Source organism: Patescibacteria group bacterium (genome assembly GCA_018897295.1).
GTDB lineage: Bacteria > Patescibacteriota > Minisyncoccia > RBG-13-40-8-A > RBG-13-40-8-A > JAHILA01.
The window spans coordinates 1-16,275 of sequence record JAHILA010000003.1; the positions used below are offsets into that span (position 1 = coordinate 1).

Annotated in this window: 15 protein-coding genes; all 15 read left to right on the forward strand. The window is 37.0% G+C overall.

The genetic code is table 11. The features are described 5' to 3' along the window. The first annotated feature begins 254 nt into the window (after nucleotides 1-254). The 15 genes from KKI21_00200 to KKI21_00270 all read left to right on the forward strand — a co-directional run bounded on the left by KKI21_00200 (nucleotide 255) and on the right by KKI21_00270 (nucleotide 16,275). Nucleotides 255-995 (forward strand): hypothetical protein, encoded by a 741-nt coding sequence (locus KKI21_00200; GenBank protein MBU4284648.1) that lies wholly within the window; start codon nucleotides 255-257, stop codon nucleotides 993-995. Next, nucleotides 977-1,531, forward strand: coding sequence for a ribosome recycling factor (gene frr / locus KKI21_00205; GenBank protein ID MBU4284649.1), 555 nt, complete (start codon nucleotides 977-979; stop codon nucleotides 1,529-1,531). Before KKI21_00200 ends, frr begins: the two co-directional genes overlap by 19 nt. A gap of 4 nt (nucleotides 1,532-1,535) precedes the next feature. Continuing rightward, nucleotides 1,536-2,621: an RIP metalloprotease RseP gene (gene rseP / locus KKI21_00210; protein MBU4284650.1), complete on the forward strand. Its 1,086-nt coding sequence runs from the start codon at nucleotides 1,536-1,538 to the stop codon at nucleotides 2,619-2,621. Between the two features lie 149 nt (nucleotides 2,622-2,770). After that, the gene (gene proS, locus KKI21_00215; GenBank protein MBU4284651.1) at nucleotides 2,771-4,198 is read left to right on the forward strand and encodes a proline--tRNA ligase; all 1,428 of its coding nucleotides are present in this window, start codon (nucleotides 2,771-2,773) and stop codon (nucleotides 4,196-4,198) included. A gap of 1 nt (nucleotide 4,199) precedes the next feature. Then, nucleotides 4,200-5,252, forward strand: coding sequence for a rod shape-determining protein (locus tag KKI21_00220; protein MBU4284652.1), 1,053 nt, complete (start codon nucleotides 4,200-4,202; stop codon nucleotides 5,250-5,252). 1 nt (nucleotide 5,253) lies between these two features. Continuing rightward, on the forward strand, nucleotides 5,254-6,036 hold the full coding sequence (gene mreC, locus KKI21_00225; GenBank protein ID MBU4284653.1) for a rod shape-determining protein MreC: 783 nt from the start codon (nucleotides 5,254-5,256) through the stop codon (nucleotides 6,034-6,036). Next, entirely contained in the window at nucleotides 6,033-6,485 is a 453-nt protein-coding gene (gene mreD, locus KKI21_00230) for a rod shape-determining protein MreD (protein MBU4284654.1), read from the forward strand. The genes mreC and mreD overlap by 4 nt, the downstream gene beginning before the upstream one ends. A 64-nt stretch (nucleotides 6,486-6,549) precedes the next feature. Continuing rightward, nucleotides 6,550-8,424 carry a penicillin-binding protein 2 gene (gene mrdA / locus KKI21_00235; protein MBU4284655.1) on the forward strand — a complete coding sequence of 625 codons (1,875 nt, stop codon included), beginning with the start codon at nucleotides 6,550-6,552 and terminating at the stop codon, nucleotides 8,422-8,424. 62 nt (nucleotides 8,425-8,486) lie between these two features. Continuing rightward, the gene (gene greA / locus KKI21_00240; GenBank protein MBU4284656.1) at nucleotides 8,487-8,936 is read left to right on the forward strand and encodes a transcription elongation factor GreA; all 450 of its coding nucleotides are present in this window, start codon (nucleotides 8,487-8,489) and stop codon (nucleotides 8,934-8,936) included. An 80-nt stretch (nucleotides 8,937-9,016) separates the two neighbouring features. Beyond that, on the forward strand, nucleotides 9,017-10,420 hold the full coding sequence (gene aspS, locus KKI21_00245; protein ID MBU4284657.1) for an aspartate--tRNA ligase: 1,404 nt from the start codon (nucleotides 9,017-9,019) through the stop codon (nucleotides 10,418-10,420). Further along, on the forward strand, nucleotides 10,417-11,385 hold the full coding sequence (locus KKI21_00250) for a serine hydrolase (GenBank protein MBU4284658.1): 969 nt from the start codon (nucleotides 10,417-10,419) through the stop codon (nucleotides 11,383-11,385). The genes aspS and KKI21_00250 overlap by 4 nt, the downstream gene beginning before the upstream one ends. Further along, complete coding sequence (gene mraY, locus KKI21_00255; GenBank protein MBU4284659.1) at nucleotides 11,376-12,434, forward strand: phospho-N-acetylmuramoyl-pentapeptide-transferase; 1,059 nt, start codon at nucleotides 11,376-11,378, stop codon at nucleotides 12,432-12,434. Before KKI21_00250 ends, mraY begins: the two co-directional genes overlap by 10 nt. 28 nt (nucleotides 12,435-12,462) lie before the next feature. Then, nucleotides 12,463-14,061: a D-aminoacylase gene (locus KKI21_00260; protein MBU4284660.1), complete on the forward strand. Its 1,599-nt coding sequence runs from the start codon at nucleotides 12,463-12,465 to the stop codon at nucleotides 14,059-14,061. Continuing rightward, the gene (ftsW, locus tag KKI21_00265) at nucleotides 14,058-15,137 is read left to right on the forward strand and encodes a putative lipid II flippase FtsW (GenBank protein MBU4284661.1); all 1,080 of its coding nucleotides are present in this window, start codon (nucleotides 14,058-14,060) and stop codon (nucleotides 15,135-15,137) included. The genes KKI21_00260 and ftsW overlap by 4 nt, the downstream gene beginning before the upstream one ends. 16 nt (nucleotides 15,138-15,153) lie before the next feature. Further along, nucleotides 15,154-16,275, forward strand: a complete 1,122-nt coding sequence (locus KKI21_00270) for a UDP-N-acetylglucosamine--N-acetylmuramyl-(pentapeptide) pyrophosphoryl-undecaprenol N-acetylglucosamine transferase (protein ID MBU4284662.1) — start codon at nucleotides 15,154-15,156, stop codon at nucleotides 16,273-16,275.

A 16,275-nucleotide genomic window follows, 5' to 3' on the forward strand; every position in this document is an offset into this window, starting at 1 on the left:
TGGCTTGTTTGGTACAATACTGATAGGGTGCATTATGCTTTTCAGAATAAATTATCTCCTGTACAGTTTATGTTATCGCTGACTAAATTACAATTACCAGTTTTAATGCCTCAAAAGTGCAAAATTGGGTGGCCTCATACATAAAGTTGCGAAAGGTAGATAGATATGATATCCTAAACATATGCCCCGTAGTGAATCCTCGACTGCTGCGGAGCAGTAAGATAATTAAATTAGTCGAGGATCTACTACGGGGTATGCTAGAGTTTTTAAAAAATGCGGCCAAAAATGGAAAATTGGCCCACGGATATTTATTTTATGGCGGAACTGCCGAAGAGATGAAAAATACAGCCATTGGACTCGCTGATTTTTTAAAAACAGATCAAGTTGACGTTCATTGTATTGCACCCGAACAAGGTAAAAACGAAATCTCTATTGACCAAATCAGGAAAATTAAATTTTTTTTAAGCCTATCTCCGTATAATAGCCTTTATAAATTTGTCATTATAGATAATGCAGAAATAATGAGCCGTTCTGCAACAGACGCCTTGCTAAAAACATTGGAAGAACCGCAAGGGAATACGATTTTGATTTTAATCACGCAAACTCCGGAATTATTACCAAAAACAATTCTTTCTAGATTGCAGGAAATCAGGTTTAAGTCAATTTCATTGAATAAAGTAGCGAAAGATTTTATCAACGAAGAACACATCAATATTCTTAAAAAACCGTTAAATGATATTTTTAAATATATAGAGAAAGTAATTAAGCGGGACGATAATTCAGAAATTTTTGCAATTTTGGATTCATGGATGTTTTGGTTCAGGGGAAAATTAATTCACCCTACGGCTGATCACCCGCAGGGTGACGACCACAATACACAACAATTATTAAATATTCTTAAGGAAATTCAAAAAAGTAAAAGCATGATATCCGTGAGCAATGTTAATCCGCGGTTAGTATTAGAGAATTTAATTTTATGTATAAACAAATATTAGACAATTTAAAACCGGAATTTGAAAAAACAATAGCTTTTTTAAAAATTGAGATGGCGAAAATTAAGACCAGCCGCGCAACGCCGGCAATGGTTGAAGATATTGAAATCAGCTGCTACAACCAAAAATTCCCATTAAAACAACTTGCTTCTATAAGTATTCCCCAGTCGCGCTTAATCACTATCCAGCCATGGGACAAAGCGATTCTACAGGATATAGAAAAAGGAATTAGGGCCAAGTCCGGCTTCAGTCCGATTGTTGATGGCGATTTAATCAGGATAAATATTCCTTCTTTAGACGAAGAGCAGAGAAAAGAATATGTGAAAATAGTTTCTGAAAAAGCCGAAGAAGCGAGAATTTCTATTCGTTTAAATCGGGAAAAAACCTGGAAAGAAATTCAGGAATTGGAGAAAAAGGGTGAAATTCGTGAAGATGATAAATTCCGCGCCAAAGACGAATTGCAGAAAATGATAGATGATTTCAACAGCAAAGTTGATGAGATGAAAAAAAACAAAGAATCTGAGATAATGACGGTTTAATTTTATGTTATTAACAATTATTGTTTTTATTTTAATATTAGGCGTGCTGATTTTTGCCCACGAGTTGGGGCATTTTATCAGCGCAAAAAAAGCCGGGGTAAAAGTCGAAGAATTCGGCTTTGGTTTTCCGCCCCGGATTTTTAGTTTTAAAAGAAAAGAAACAATTTATTCTTTGAATCTAATTCCACTTGGAGGGTTTGTTAAAATTCTCGGCGAGACAAGCGAGGAAAAACGCAGCCGTAGTAAATTCGCTTTTCATAATAAACCAATCTGGCAAAGAGCGCTAATTCTGGTAATGGGCGTATTAATGAATCTGTTGGTTGCCGTAATTCTGCTTTCTATTGTTCATGCTATAGGAATTCCGAGTTTCGTTGAGGGCAATGAGGCAAATTACAGGAACGTCCAGATTCAAATAGTTGATATTGCCAAAGATTCGCCAGCACAGGAGTCCGGAATCAAAATAGGGGATGCGCTGTTATTTATGTCACACGGTAATGAGAAAGCGGAAATCAAGGAAGTTGAAGAAGTACAAAAATTTGTAGCTTTTCATGTGGGACAGGAAATCATTATTGAAATTAAAAGAGGAAGTGAAATTTTACAGAAAAATATAGTGCCAAGAATCAATCCGCCAGAAGGTGAAGGCGCTTTAGGAGTCGCTATGTTAAAAACCGGATTAATTTCTTATCCTTGGTATAAGGCAATTTTAAAAGGATTTGAAGCAACTGGCAGGATGTTTGTGACAATGATTGAAATGCTCTGGCTTTTATTGAAAACATTAATTCTTAAAGGCACCATGATCAGTGATGTTGCCGGGCCAGTGGGAATTGCAACCCTTACTTTTCAAATGGTGCAATTGGGCTGGGTTTATGTTTTGCAATTTACAGCAATTCTTTCAATTAATTTGGCGCTTTTAAATATTCTTCCGTTTCCGGCATTGGACGGCGGAAGATTATTATTTTTGTTGATTGAAAAAATAAAAGGCAAGCCGATAAAAGTCAGAACCGAAAGAATTGCCAATACCCTTGGCTTTGCAATTTTAATCGGTTTGATGTTAATCGTGACTTTAAGAGATGTAATAAAACTTTTTTAGAATATGCCCCGGTACTGAATTTTCGACTGCTCCGACTGAAGTCGGAGCGTATACGAGGCAAAAAATAAATAATAACTAATCAATAATAATTATCTAAACTTGATATTTCGACAACTTAGTATAAATATGTCGAAAATCTAGTACGGGGTATGCTTACAAAACAATCAGAAGATTTTTCAAAATGGTATAATGACGTGGTTTTAAAAGCCGGAATGGCTGATTATTCGCCGGTAAAGGGTTGCATGATTATCAAGCCCTACGGCTATGCGGTTTGGGAAAATATTCAAAAAGCAATGGATGTTAAAATCAAGGATTTGGGCGTGGAAAACGCTTATTTTCCTTTATTTGTACCTGAAAGATTTTTCAAAAAAGAAGCCAAGCACGTAGAGGGATTTAATCCGCAGGTTGCCTGGGTAACGCACGGAGGCGGGAAAAAACTTAAAGAAAAATTAGCAATCAGACCGACATCGGAAACTGTAATGTATGATGCATTTAAGAATTGGATTCAATCATACAGAGATTTGCCTTTGAAAATAAATCAATGGGCGAATATAGTCAGATGGGAAATGAGAACAAGGTTATTTTTAAGAACAATGGAGTTTTTATGGCAGGAAGGCCATACAGCGCACGCAACAGAAAAAGAAGCAGACGAGATGGCGCAATCAGCTTTAAAAATGTATAGTGATTTTGCTAAAGAGTATTTGGCAATTTATAGTATTTCTGGAAGAAAAACAGATACTGAAAAATTTCCCGGAGCAAAATATACGCTTTGTTTTGAAGCGCTTATGAAAGATTATAAGGCATTGCAAATGGGAACTTCGCACCAATTAGGGCAAAATTTTTCCAAATCATTTAATATAAAATTTTTAGATGAAAAAAGCAGAAAAAGAGATGTCTGGCAAACTAGTTGGGGAGTAAGTACAAGAATGATTGGCGCAGTAATTATGGCTCACGGCGATGATAAGGGATTGGTTTTGCCGCCGAAAATCGCCCAATACCAAGTTGTAATTATTCCTATTGGTTCTGACGCGAAACTTAAAAGTTTTATTTCCAAAATAGAAAAAATTCTTAAAGACAAAGGAATTAGGTTTCTAGTAGACAATAAAGATCAGAGTCCTGGATGGAAATTTAATGAATGGGAACTGAAAGGCGCGCCATTAAGATTGGAAATCGGGCCCAAAGAAGCGAAGGAAGACAAAATAACTTATGTTTTAAGGAACGAATTAAAAAAGAACAGCGTTTCTTTGAAACAATTTAATCCGGAAAAATTACTAGATGAAATGCAAAAAAGATTATTCGCAAAATCCAAAAAATTCACCGAAGATAACACTCGTGAAGTAAAATCATACGATGAATTCAAAAAAATATTAAAAGAAAAAGGCGGATTTATCAAAGCACATTGGTGCGGAGATGCGAAATGCGAGAAAAAAATCCAGGACGAAACAAAAGCTACGATTAGATGTATTCCCTTTGAAACAGGAAGACCCGCCTCGACTCGCGGCGAGTCGACGCGAGGCAGGTGTATAAAGTGCGGAAAGGAGGGTGGAATAGAAGTATTATTTGCTAAAGCGTATTAAGATGTTTGATAAAATTCTTGGAAAACTTTCTAAAGATATTGGCGTTGATTTAGGCACAGCTACCACCCTGGTTTATGTAAAGGGGCGGGGGATTGTGATTAATGAGCCGTCAGTAGTGGCGGTTAACCAGAAAACAGGGCAGATATTAGCAATTGGCGATGAAGCAAAAAAAATGGTTGGTCGTACCCCGGCTCATATTTCTGCTACTCGGCCTTTAAGAGAGGGGGCGATTTCTGATTTTGAGGTGACTGAACAAATGCTTCGTTATTTTATTCATAAAGTTCACAAGGACTCTTTTACTATTTTACCAAGGCCGAGAATTATTATCGGAATCCCATTAGGCATTACCGAAGTGGAAAAAAAAGCAGTCAGGGACGCTGCCTTAGGCGCTGGCGGTAGAGAGGTTTATTTAGTAGAACAAGCCATGGCTGCAGCAATTGGCGCTCGTTTGCCGGTTCAGGAGGCATTTGGCAATATGATAGTTGATATTGGCGGAGGAACAACCGACATAGCTGTAATTTCTTTGGGCGGCATTGTATCCAGCCAAACTTTAAAAATAGCAGGAGACAAATTGAACCAAGATATAATAAATTATGCCCATGACGAATTAAAGCTTGCTTTGGGAGAAAAAACTGCCGAGGATATCAAAATTGCTATTGGTTCGGCCTATGAATTGGAAGATATTTTGGAAGCGCCAATCAGAGGCAGGGATTTAATTACTGGTTTGCCAAAGGAAATTATGGTAAACAGCGACCAAATCAGGGAAGCGCTTTATGCTTCCAATGAAGCAATTGTAAGCGCCGTAAAAGATACAATTGAGCAGACGCCACCAGAATTGATTGCTGATATTATGGACAGGGGAATCGTTTTAGTCGGCGGAGGAAGTTTGCTTAGGGGCCTGGATAAATTAATCCGAGAAGAAACAAAAATGCCTGTGAAAATTATAGATGATCCATTGACTGCAGTTGCGCGCGGCGCAGGAATTATTTTAGAGGATTTAGATAAATTAAGAGAAGTTTTAATAGAGAGCGACTACGGAGAAGTTCCGAAATAAAATGAAAAAGATTTTTTTAATATTTTTAATTTTAATAATTGCTTTGATTATATTAAATATCATCCCTGGCCTTACAAAAGGATTGGGGAATTTTGTTTACAAAATATTTTCGCCAATAGGGAGGTTTTTTTCTAATATCGGAGACGGAATAAGCGGTTTTTTTCAGGTTATATTTTCAATCGGCGATTTAAATAAGGAAAATCTTACATTAAGGCATGGAAATTTAATTTTAGAAGCCGAAATTGCCGCATTGAAAGAAATGAAAAGGGAAAATGATATTTTAAGGGAGGCATTGAACATTTCCAAATCCGGACAGCAGATTCTGGAAGTAGCCTCGGTTGTGGGGAAAGATGTTCAGGGAATCCAGGATTGGATTTTAATAAATAAAGGTTTAAAGCACGGCGCAATCAAGGATATGATTGTAATTTCGCCGGAAAACGCATTAGTGGGCAAAATCAGCGAAGTTAATGAGAATTTTTCAAAAGTAATATTGATTATTCAAAAAGATTCGGTTGTTGCCGGGATTATAGAAAAAAATCGCATCGAGGGATTGGTAAAAAGAGACGACAAAGGCGGATTATTTATAGATTTCATACCGAAGAGCGAAAATCTGGAAATCGGCGAAAGGATAATTACTTCTGGCATGGATAATCTTTATCCTAAAGGGATTTTAATCGGTAAAATCGAAAGCATTGATACATCGGACAACCAGATTTTTAAAAAAATAACCATTACTTCGGCTGTTGATTTTTCAAAACTTGAAAGTGTTTTTATAATAAAATGAGAATTATTTTGGTTATAATTTTTATTCTTGTCGTGTTGTTTTTACAGATTGGAATTTTTCCGCATCTGAAAATTGTTGGCGTTTATCCTAATTTGATTTTTTTAGCTGTTGTAAGTTTAGCCATTACAAAAGACTGGAAAAAGAATCTTGGCTGGATAATTGTATCTGGATTATTTCTGGATTTTTATTCCCTGCAGAATATTTTAGGAATTTCCGTTCTTGTTCTGCTTTTAACGTGCCTCTTGTCTCGATTTCTAAACAAGGAATTTTTAAAAGAAGAAAATAAATTATCGCTTATTTTAATTTTTTTGATTTCTTCTTTGTTTTACGAATTATTATTATTCATAATTGGTTCAAATCTATCATTGCTTGGCTTAGTTGCTAAAATTATTTATAATTCGATTTTAGCGCTACCAATCTTTTATATAGTAAAATCTTATGCCCCGTAGTGAATTTTTGACTGATGCGGGGCATCAAGATAATTTTTAATTAGTCAAAAATCTACTACGGGGTATGTGGGTAAATTCAGGGAAATTTAAAGTAAAACGCAAATTCAGCGAGGATATTGAAACCGAAGAGATTCTGATGGATTCAAAAAGGTTGAAGGAATCGCCTGACAGCGAACGGGAAAAACTGGAAAAACCAATCAAGGAAAATATTCTGAAGATTTTTCTGGTTTTTATTATTGTTGTTTTAATTCTGCTTTTTGCCAAGAGTTTCCATTTGCAGATTCTCAATGGAGTTTATTGGCGCAATCTGGCTGAAGGAAACAGGATGCGTTCTTATCCCATAGAACCGTTAAGGGGTATAATTTATGACAAGAATAAAATTCCGCTAACCACGAATATTCCCAAACTTGATTTGGCGATTATTCCGGCAGATTTGATAAAAGAAGCCAATTACAAGGAAATAATAAAAGAATTATCTGAAGTAATAGGCATACCGGAGAATATAATTCAGGACAAAATAGAGCAAAACAAGGGAATTTCTTATCCTATTATTATTGCCGAGGACATAGAAAAAGAAAAAGCGATTTTTCTGGAATCGGAATTCAACGCTATCCCAGAAATAAAAATTCAGAAGAATAGCCGGAGATATTATGAAGACGGCGCTGTATTTTCTCATATCTTGGGTTATATTGGAAAAGTTGCTCCTAAAGAAGTTAAAGAAAAAAAATACTTTCTCGACGATTATATCGGGAGAACCGGACTCGAAGAATATTATGAAAACCGGCTTCGCGGAACTTATGGAGAAGAGCTTACCGAGATAAATAATATAGGGAAAACCCAAAAAATATTAGCAGTTAAAGACCCGATTCCTGGAAATGATTTGATTTTATCTATAGATGCAGAATTGCAGAAAATTCTTTATCAGTCTTTAAAATCCAGATTAAGCGAAATGTCTACTTCAAGGGCAGCGGCAGTTGCCATGAATCCGCAAAATGGCAAAATCTTGGCTCTGGTTAGTTTTCCGATTTTTGACAACAATAATTTTATTAAAGGTGATTCAGAATATATCCAAAAAATATTTCAGGATAAAAATAATCCCTTGATTAATAGGGTGATTTCCGGCAGATACCCTCCAGGTTCAACCATAAAACCAATGATTGCTTCAGCTGCATTGGAAGAAAATACAATAAGCCCTGACGAAATAATCAATTGTCCTGGTTTGATAAATTTATTCGACAGCCGCGGAAATATTTATTGGACTTTCAGGGATTGGAAGACTCATGGCGCAGTAAATATGATAAAGGCCATTGCTGAATCCTGCGATGTTTATTTTTATACTGTCGGTGGCGGTTATGGAAATCAGGAAGGATTAGGAATAGACAGAATTAAAAAATATTTAGGATTATTCGGGTGGGGAGAGAAAACCGGAATCGATTTACCTGGGGAAATTGCTGGATTTTTGCCTGATGCAGAGTGGAAAAAAGAAACCAAGAATCAACAGTGGTTTATCGGTGATACCTATAATACTTCAATTGGCCAAGGCGATGTTTTAATGAATCCATTACAACTTACATCAGCTATTGCGGCAATTGCCAATAATGGGAAATTATATCAGCCACAATTAATAGAATCGACCCAGCCGAAATTAATCAGGGAAAATTTTATTAAAGAAAAAAATCTCGAAATTATCAGGCAGGGAATGCGAGAAACGATTATTTCAGGAACAGCTATGTCATTAAATAACTTACCTGTTAAAGTAGCCGGAAAAACAGGGACTGCCGAAACATCTAATAGGTTTCCTCATGCTTGGTTTACTGCTTTTGCGCCATATGAAAATCCGGAAATAGTTATTACTGTGTTGATTGAGAACGGCGCAGAAGAAGGGGGTGTGTCGGTTGCAGTAGTTAGGGAAGTTTTAAATTGGTATTTTTCAAAATAAGGTCTTGCCCCGCAGCTGCGGGGTTGACAATCGTTTTATTTAAGTTATTATTAAATATAAAAATGAAATATATAAGTTCAGAAAAATTTAAAGAACTCCGCGAGACACTTAAAGAACTAAAAGAAAACAGAAAAGAAATTTCCAAACAAATCCATGAAGCTCAGGAAAGAGGGGATATTAGCGAGAGCGCAGAATATGCCGAGGCAAAAGAATCCCAGGCATTCAACGAAGGCAAGATAAAAGAATTGGAACAGTTGCTGGGCGAGGCAGTAATTATTTCCAAAGATCGGAAATGCGATAAAGCAGAAGTCGGATGCAGGATAATTGTGAAAAACAGCGAGGCAAAAAGGGAGTTCATACTTGTGGGGTCGGAAGAAGCTGACCCATTATCCGGAAAAATATCAAATGAATCGCCATTAGGGCGAGCTTTTTTAGGCAAAGAAAAAGGCGATGAGGTAATTGTGCACACGCCCAGCGGCAAAGTCCACTACAAAATCCTGGAAATTAAATAATTTTTGGCATTAGTATTCAAAAAGCGGTTGACCCCGCTTTTTTGTTTACTCAAGAAAATATTTATGGTAAAATTATGCATATGGAAAGGATTGCCGTATTAGATACAATTAAAAAAACAGGGGAGAAAGTAAAGGTGTGCGGATGGGTGCATTCCCGCAGGGACCATGGGAAGCTTATTTTTATCGACCTCCGCGATCGTTCTGGTTTATTGCAGGTTGTTTTTTCTCCGGAAATGTCAGACCAGGCCGGAGAACTGCGTTCGGAATGGGTGATTTCAATCGAAGGCAGGATAAATGAGAGGCCAGGAAAGATGATCAATAAAAACCTGAAAACTGGAACAGTAGAAATGCAGGCGGAAAAATTAGAGATTCTCAATAAAGCCCAGACCCCGCCATTTGCATTAGATACTGATGGTTATGAAGTAAATGAAGAAGGCAGATTGAAATACAGATATTTGGATATACGCAGACAGAGAATGAAAGAGAACCTAATTCTGCGCCATGAAATTGCCCAGTTTATGAGAAATTTTTTATCAGGCAAAGAATTTATTGAAATCGAAACCCCAATTTTAACAAAATCAACTCCTGAAGGAGCAAGGGATTATATTGTGCCTTCACGAATTTCACAGGGAAATTTTTATGCTTTACCGCAATCGCCTCAGCAATATAAACAATTGCTGATGGTGGCTGGAATAGAAAAATATTTTCAGATTACCAGATGCTTCAGGGATGAAGATAGCAGGGGAGACAGGCAGCCGGAATTTACCCAGATGGATTTAGAAATGAGTTTTTCCGAGCAAGAAGATATTTTGAGCTTGATTGAAGAATTATATATAGAAACAGTTAAAAAACTCGTTCCGGAAAAACATATTACTAAAATTCCGTTTCCGCGATTAACCTATAAAGAAGCAATGAAAGAATATAAAAGCGATAAGCCGGATTTGAGAAAGGACAAAGAAGATAAAAATGAACTGGCATTTGCATTTATTGTTGATTTTCCGGCTTTTGAATGGAAGGAAAGCGAAAAACGGTGGGATGCAGTGCATCATCCATTTACAAAGGTTCAAAACCTAAAAGATCTGTCGGAAAAAGAATTTATCAAAGAGCTGGGAGAAAATCCCGATAAATTTTTAGCCCATCAATATGATTTTGTCTGCAATGGCTATGAAATCGCCGGTGGTTCAATTAGAGAGCATAATCCTAGAATACTTGAGGCGGTATTTGAAATAATGGGCAATAAAAAAGAAGACATTAAAGAAAAATTCGGGCATTTACTTGAGGCCTTTGAATACGGAGTTCCGCCGCATGGCGGTATTGCTGCCGGTATTGATAGATTTATAATGATTTTAAGAAATGAACCGAGCATCCGCGAAGTAATTGCTTTCCCTAAAACTGGCGATGGTAGAGATTTAATGATGAACGCGCCAAGTGGAATCGACAAAGAGCAGCTAAAAGAACTAGGAATAAGTATAAAGAAAAAATGATTAAGAAATATTTTCTGCAAATATTGGTTGTTTTACTGTTAATTCTTATAGCTTGGGGTTTATATTTGGTTGGTAAAGTTGAAAATGGCAAAAACAATCCAATCCAAGCTTCAATTAAACAAACAGAAGGTGATGCCACGCCGATAAAACTTCCGACAGCGGAAAATATAGATACAGTATTTTTTCCGGTTAGAAACTGGATTATTCCAGAACCGGAAATTTTGGCCAAATCGGCAATTGTTTTCAATTTCAAACAAGACAATAGCAATAATGTTTTATTCAAAAAAAACGCAGAACAAGTTTTACCTATTGCTAGTTTAACTAAATTGATGACCGCAATCATTGCTTTGGAAAATTATAATCCTGAGGATATTATTAAAATTTCTAAAAACTCGGTTGACATCAATGGCAATAATGGAGGATTGATTAATGGCGAGGAACTAAAAGTAAAAGACCTGCTTTATATTATGCTGGTTGAATCTTCCAATGATGCGGCAATGGCTTTAGCTGGGGATGGCATAAAAATAGATTTTGATACTTTTATTTATCTGATGAATAGAAAAGCGCAGGAGATAAATTTAAAAAACACTTATTTTGTCGAGCCAGTCGGATTGGATTCCTTAAACCAATCAACTGCTTCAGAAATGGCTATAATTGCCGAACGTACTTTAAAAATCCCATTGATATTGGAAATATTAAAAACTCCGCAAACAACTATTTTCTCGATTGATAAAAAATTCATTCATAATATAACCAACACCAATAAACTGCTGGGCAAGATCCCGCAATTAATCGGCGGGAAAACTGGCTTCACTGACGAAGCGGGCGGATGCATGGTAACTATTTCCAATATTTCTAATGTTTCCGATAATTATTTAATTACAGTAATTTTGGGCTCATCTCAGCGCGAGGACGATACTTCAAAACTGATAGATTGGGCGCAAAAAGCATGGATATGGCAATAGATATATTTCCGGTTATAAAAATTTTGACTATCACGGCTCTTTCTTTTGTTGTGGCATTATTTTCTACGCCGATTCTTACTCATTTTTTATATAAATATAAAGTGGGCAAAGGAATCAAAGATGAAGGTAATACTCCTATTTTTACTGCCTTACATAAGAAAAAAGAGGGCACGCCAACAATGGGAGGAATTTTAATTTGGGTGGTTGTTGCTGTTTTGGCTGTCGGAATTTTGCTGTTGACCAAATTATTGGGTCCAAACTCGATTTTTTCTGATTATAATTTCCTTACCAGAAAACAGACTCTTCTGCCCCTGGGAGTTTTAATCTTCGCTGCCATTATTGGTTTAATTGATGATTTATTGGGAATTTCCAAAATCGGGAAATACGGGAAAGGCCTGAAAATGAGGTATAAGATAATCATTTATACAGTTATTGCTGCCATTGCCGGCTATTGGTTTTATTTTAAACTGGATTGGGATTTGCTCCATGTTCCGTTTTTTGGAGATTTTAATATTGGCTTGTGGTATATTCCGATTTTTATTTTTGCAATTGTTGCGTCAGCATTTTCAACTAATGAAACAGACGGCTTGGACGGATTGGCAGGAGGAATACTCCTAATCGCGTTTTCCGCTTTTGCCGCAATTTGTTTTTACCAGGGCAAAATTGAATTGGCGGCTTTTTGCGGGGCAATTGTCGGTGCGCTTCTGGCATTTTTATGGTTTAATATAAATCCTGCGCGGTTTTTTATGGGCGATACTGGTTCGATGTCATTAGGGATTACGCTTGGCGTTATTGCCATGCTTACTAATTGCTTGTTTTTTCTGCCTTTTATCGGGTTTATCCTGGTAATGGAATCACTTTCGGTGATAATCCAAGTGGCTTCCAAAAAAATCAGACATAAAAAGGTATTTTTGTCGGCCCCGATTCATCATCATTTTGAAGCTAAGGGCTGGCCGGAAACAAAAGTAACCATGCGTTTCTGGATTATTGCTGGCGTGGCAGCAGTAATAGGATTGATTTTATTTTTTATCGATAAAAATTTGTTTTAATCCACCCCGTCAAACGGGGTAAAAAATTATGTATGATATTTTAATAAAAAATTCCATCATTATTGATGGCGCGAAAAACAGCAAATACAAAGCTGATGTGGCAATTTACGATGGCAGAATAGAAAAAATCAAAAGAGAGATAAATCCCGCAAGAGCCAAAAAAGTTATCAATGCCGAAGGATTGTATTTAACCCCGGGATTTATAGATTTAAATAACCATTCCGATACATATCTGACGCTTTTTACAATGCCTGGATTAGAAAGTTTGTTAAGACAAGGCATAACCACAATTTTGGGAGGAAATTGTGGTTCTTCTTTAGCTCCATTGATTTCCGCAGAAGCATTAAAAGCAATCCAGAAATGGACGGATACCGCTCAGATAAATTTAAATTGGCTGACTTTTGAAGAATTCATTAATGTTTTAGGGAGAGTCAAGTTAGGAGTTAATTTTGCCAGTTTAGTCGGCCATTCGACATTGAGAAGGGGATTACTGGGAGACGAATACAGAGAAATCAAATCCAGGGAATTGAAAATAATGGCGAATATGCTGAAAATAGCAATGAAGCAGGGCGCTTTCGGATTATCAACCGGATTGGTTTACAGCCACGCAAAAGTCGCTACAACTAAAGAAATTATTGAATTGGCAAAAATAGTTAAAAGTTTTGACGGGCTTTACACAACTCATGTCAGGGGAGAAGCTGAAGAATTGATTCCAGCAATCGAGGAAACTATTCTTATTGCCAGGAAAACCGGAGTGAATACTGAAATATCCCATCTTAAAGCAATGGGCGAGAATCATTGGCCGAATATGAAAAAGGCAATCGATTTAATAGAAGCTGAGAACCTACCTGCCGGCAAGACAGGAAAAGCAAATATAAATTTTGATACTTATCCGTATACTGTAACCGGTTCCGTCCTATATATTCTTTTGCCAGATTGGGTCGCAGAGGGAGGAAAGGCTCAGCTTTTAAAAAGATTAAAAGATCCGGTAATCAAAGCAAAGGTTATTAAAGAAATGCAGGAGAAAAAAGCTTATGAATATGATAAAATTATTGTGGCAATGTCGCCGATAAGCAAATCATTTATCGGCAGGAAAATTACCGAGATCGCCAAGGCCCAGGAAACAAGTATCGAAGAGGCAATAATCAATATGCTTTTAATCTCCCAAGCAAGGATAAATGTCTTTATAGATACCCTAAGCGAGAAAAACGTAAAAATGGGAATTTCAAGCAGTTTAAGTTTTATTGCTTCTGACGGCGCTGGTTATGACATCAATTACTCGAAGACGAAAAACGATTTAGTTCACCCGCGTTGCTTTGGTGCTTTCCCGAGATTTTTAAGAAAATATGTTGAGGATGAGCATGTAATATCCTGGGAAGAAGCAATTTATAAAATTACTGGCGGTCCTGCCCAAAAATTAGGACTAAAGGACAGGGGATTGATTAAAAAGAATTATTGGGCTGATTTGGTCCTGATTGATTCGGAAAAAATCAGGGACAAGGCAACCTTTGAAAATCCGTACCAGTTTCCGGAAGGCATAGAATATGTGCTCGTTAATGGCGAAATTGCCGTTGAAACCGGCCTTCCTACTGGCAAAAGAACAGGAAAAGTTTTAAAAAGAACATGAAAACGCGCAGACCAGATAAAGGATTGGTAATTACCATTTTTCTTTTACTGATTTTTGGGCTGGCAATGCTTTTTAATGCCTCAATAGTGATTTCTCAGGAGCAAACCGGAAAACCGTATTATTATTTTTTCCACCAATTAATTTATGGCGTAGGCGTGGGATTAATTGCTTTTTTTATTTGCCAAAAAATAAATTACAGGATTTGGAAGAAATTTTCTTTGTTGATATTTTTTGCTGCTTTAGTTCTCTCGGCTTTGGTTTTTGTTCCTCAGTTAAGTTATGGGCACGGCGGAGCGCATCGTTGGATAGCAGTAGGCCAGATAACTTTTCAGCCATCGGAATTTCTGAAATTGGCTTTGATTATTTATTTAGCTGCATTTCTCAGCAAACGCGGGAATCAGCCCACATTAATTCCGTTTCTGGCTATTGCCGCAGTTATTGTCGGATTAATGACTTTGCAAAAAGACCTTGGAACTCTTGTTTTGATTATTATCGTCGGCTCAATCATGTATTTTTTAGGTGGGGCGAGAATCCGTGATTTGGCAATTATGGTTATCTGCTACGCAATTACGCTTTTTTCCCTGATAAAGTTTTTTCCGCACAGAATACAAAGATTTATCACATTTCTTAATCCATCCATAGATCCGCAGGGCATCAGTTATCAGATAAACCAAGCATTGCTGGCAATCGGTTCTGGGGGATTATTCGGCAGGGGACTGGGTCATAGTATCCAGAAATACAGTTATCTGCCAGAACCAATGGGGGATTCTGTTTTTGCGATTATTGCTGAGGAAATTGGTTTTGTCGGGAGTATAGGTTTCATATTTTTAATAATTTTCCTGATTTTTAAAGGCTTTAGAATCAGTAAAAACCTGCCTGATGATTTCGGGAAATTGCTGGCAATCGGTATTGTTTGCTGGTTCGGATTTCAGGCATTAATCAATATTGGTGCTATTTCAGGCTTGATTCCTCTTACCGGAATTCCCTTGCCATTCGTCAGTTACGGCGGTTCAGCATTAATCATAACTTTGGCTGGAGCCGGCATCTTGACTAATATATCTAAGTATCAAAATTAACCTAATTATTCTAATTATGAGAATATTATTTACCGGCGGAGGAACAGGAGGTCATATATTTCCAATAATTGCCATTAAGGAGTCTTTTCAAGACGCACAAGAATTTTATTATTTGGGGCCGGATGGTTTTGCCAGAGAAAATTTAAAAGACATCAAAGCCAAATTTATTACTGCAGGAAAATTCAAAAGATATTTTGACCCGTTTTTCCCAGTAGAGCTTGCAAAAACGATTGTCGGAATAATCCAGTCATTCTGGCACTTGTTTCGTTGGATGCCGGATGTTGTTTTTTCAAAAGGCGGTTACGGCAGTTTTCCGGTTGTTTTTGTTGCTTGGATTTATCGCATCCCCATAGTAATTCATGATTCGGACGCTGTGCCGGGCTTAGCCAATAAAAAAATGGCTAAATTCGCAAAAAGAATTATCCTTTCGTTTGAAAACAGCAAAAAATATTTTAAAGCAAAATACCAGAGCAAGATTATTGTTATTGGTAATCCTGTGCGTAAAGAACTGCTTAACGGTGATAAGATAAAAGCACGGGAAATTTTCAAAATATCAAATCCCTCGACTTCGCTCGGGACAAGTAAGTCATTGGTTCTGATTCTAGGCGGGTCGCAAGGAGCGCAGAAAATAAATGAAATTATCACGAATTTTCTACCTCGTATCTTGGAAATAGCTGAAGTTATACATTGCTGCGGCCGCGAAAATTTTAAAGATTTAGAAAAAAATACTCCAAAATCTCCTGATTACCATCTTTATCCATTTTTAAATGCTGAACAATTGAAGCATGCTTATGCTGCTGCTGATTTAATTATTAATAGGGCAGGGGCAGGCAGTATTTTCGAAATTGCCGCCGTAGCCAAGCCGTCAATTTTAATTCCTCTGCCTAATGCTGCAGCTGACCACCAGCAAGAAAATGCTTTTAAATTCGCTAACTTGCCTGCCGGAGAGGCAGGAACTGGACGGGCGATTGTTTTAGACCAAGAAAATCTCACCCCGAACATTTTATTGGAGCAGATTTCTAATTTATTATCCAACCCGCAAAAACTTTTTGAAATGGGCCAAAAGGCCAAATCTTTTTATAATTCCCAAACGCCGGAATTAATCCGCGACGAAATCCTAAAATTTGCTAAAATATAG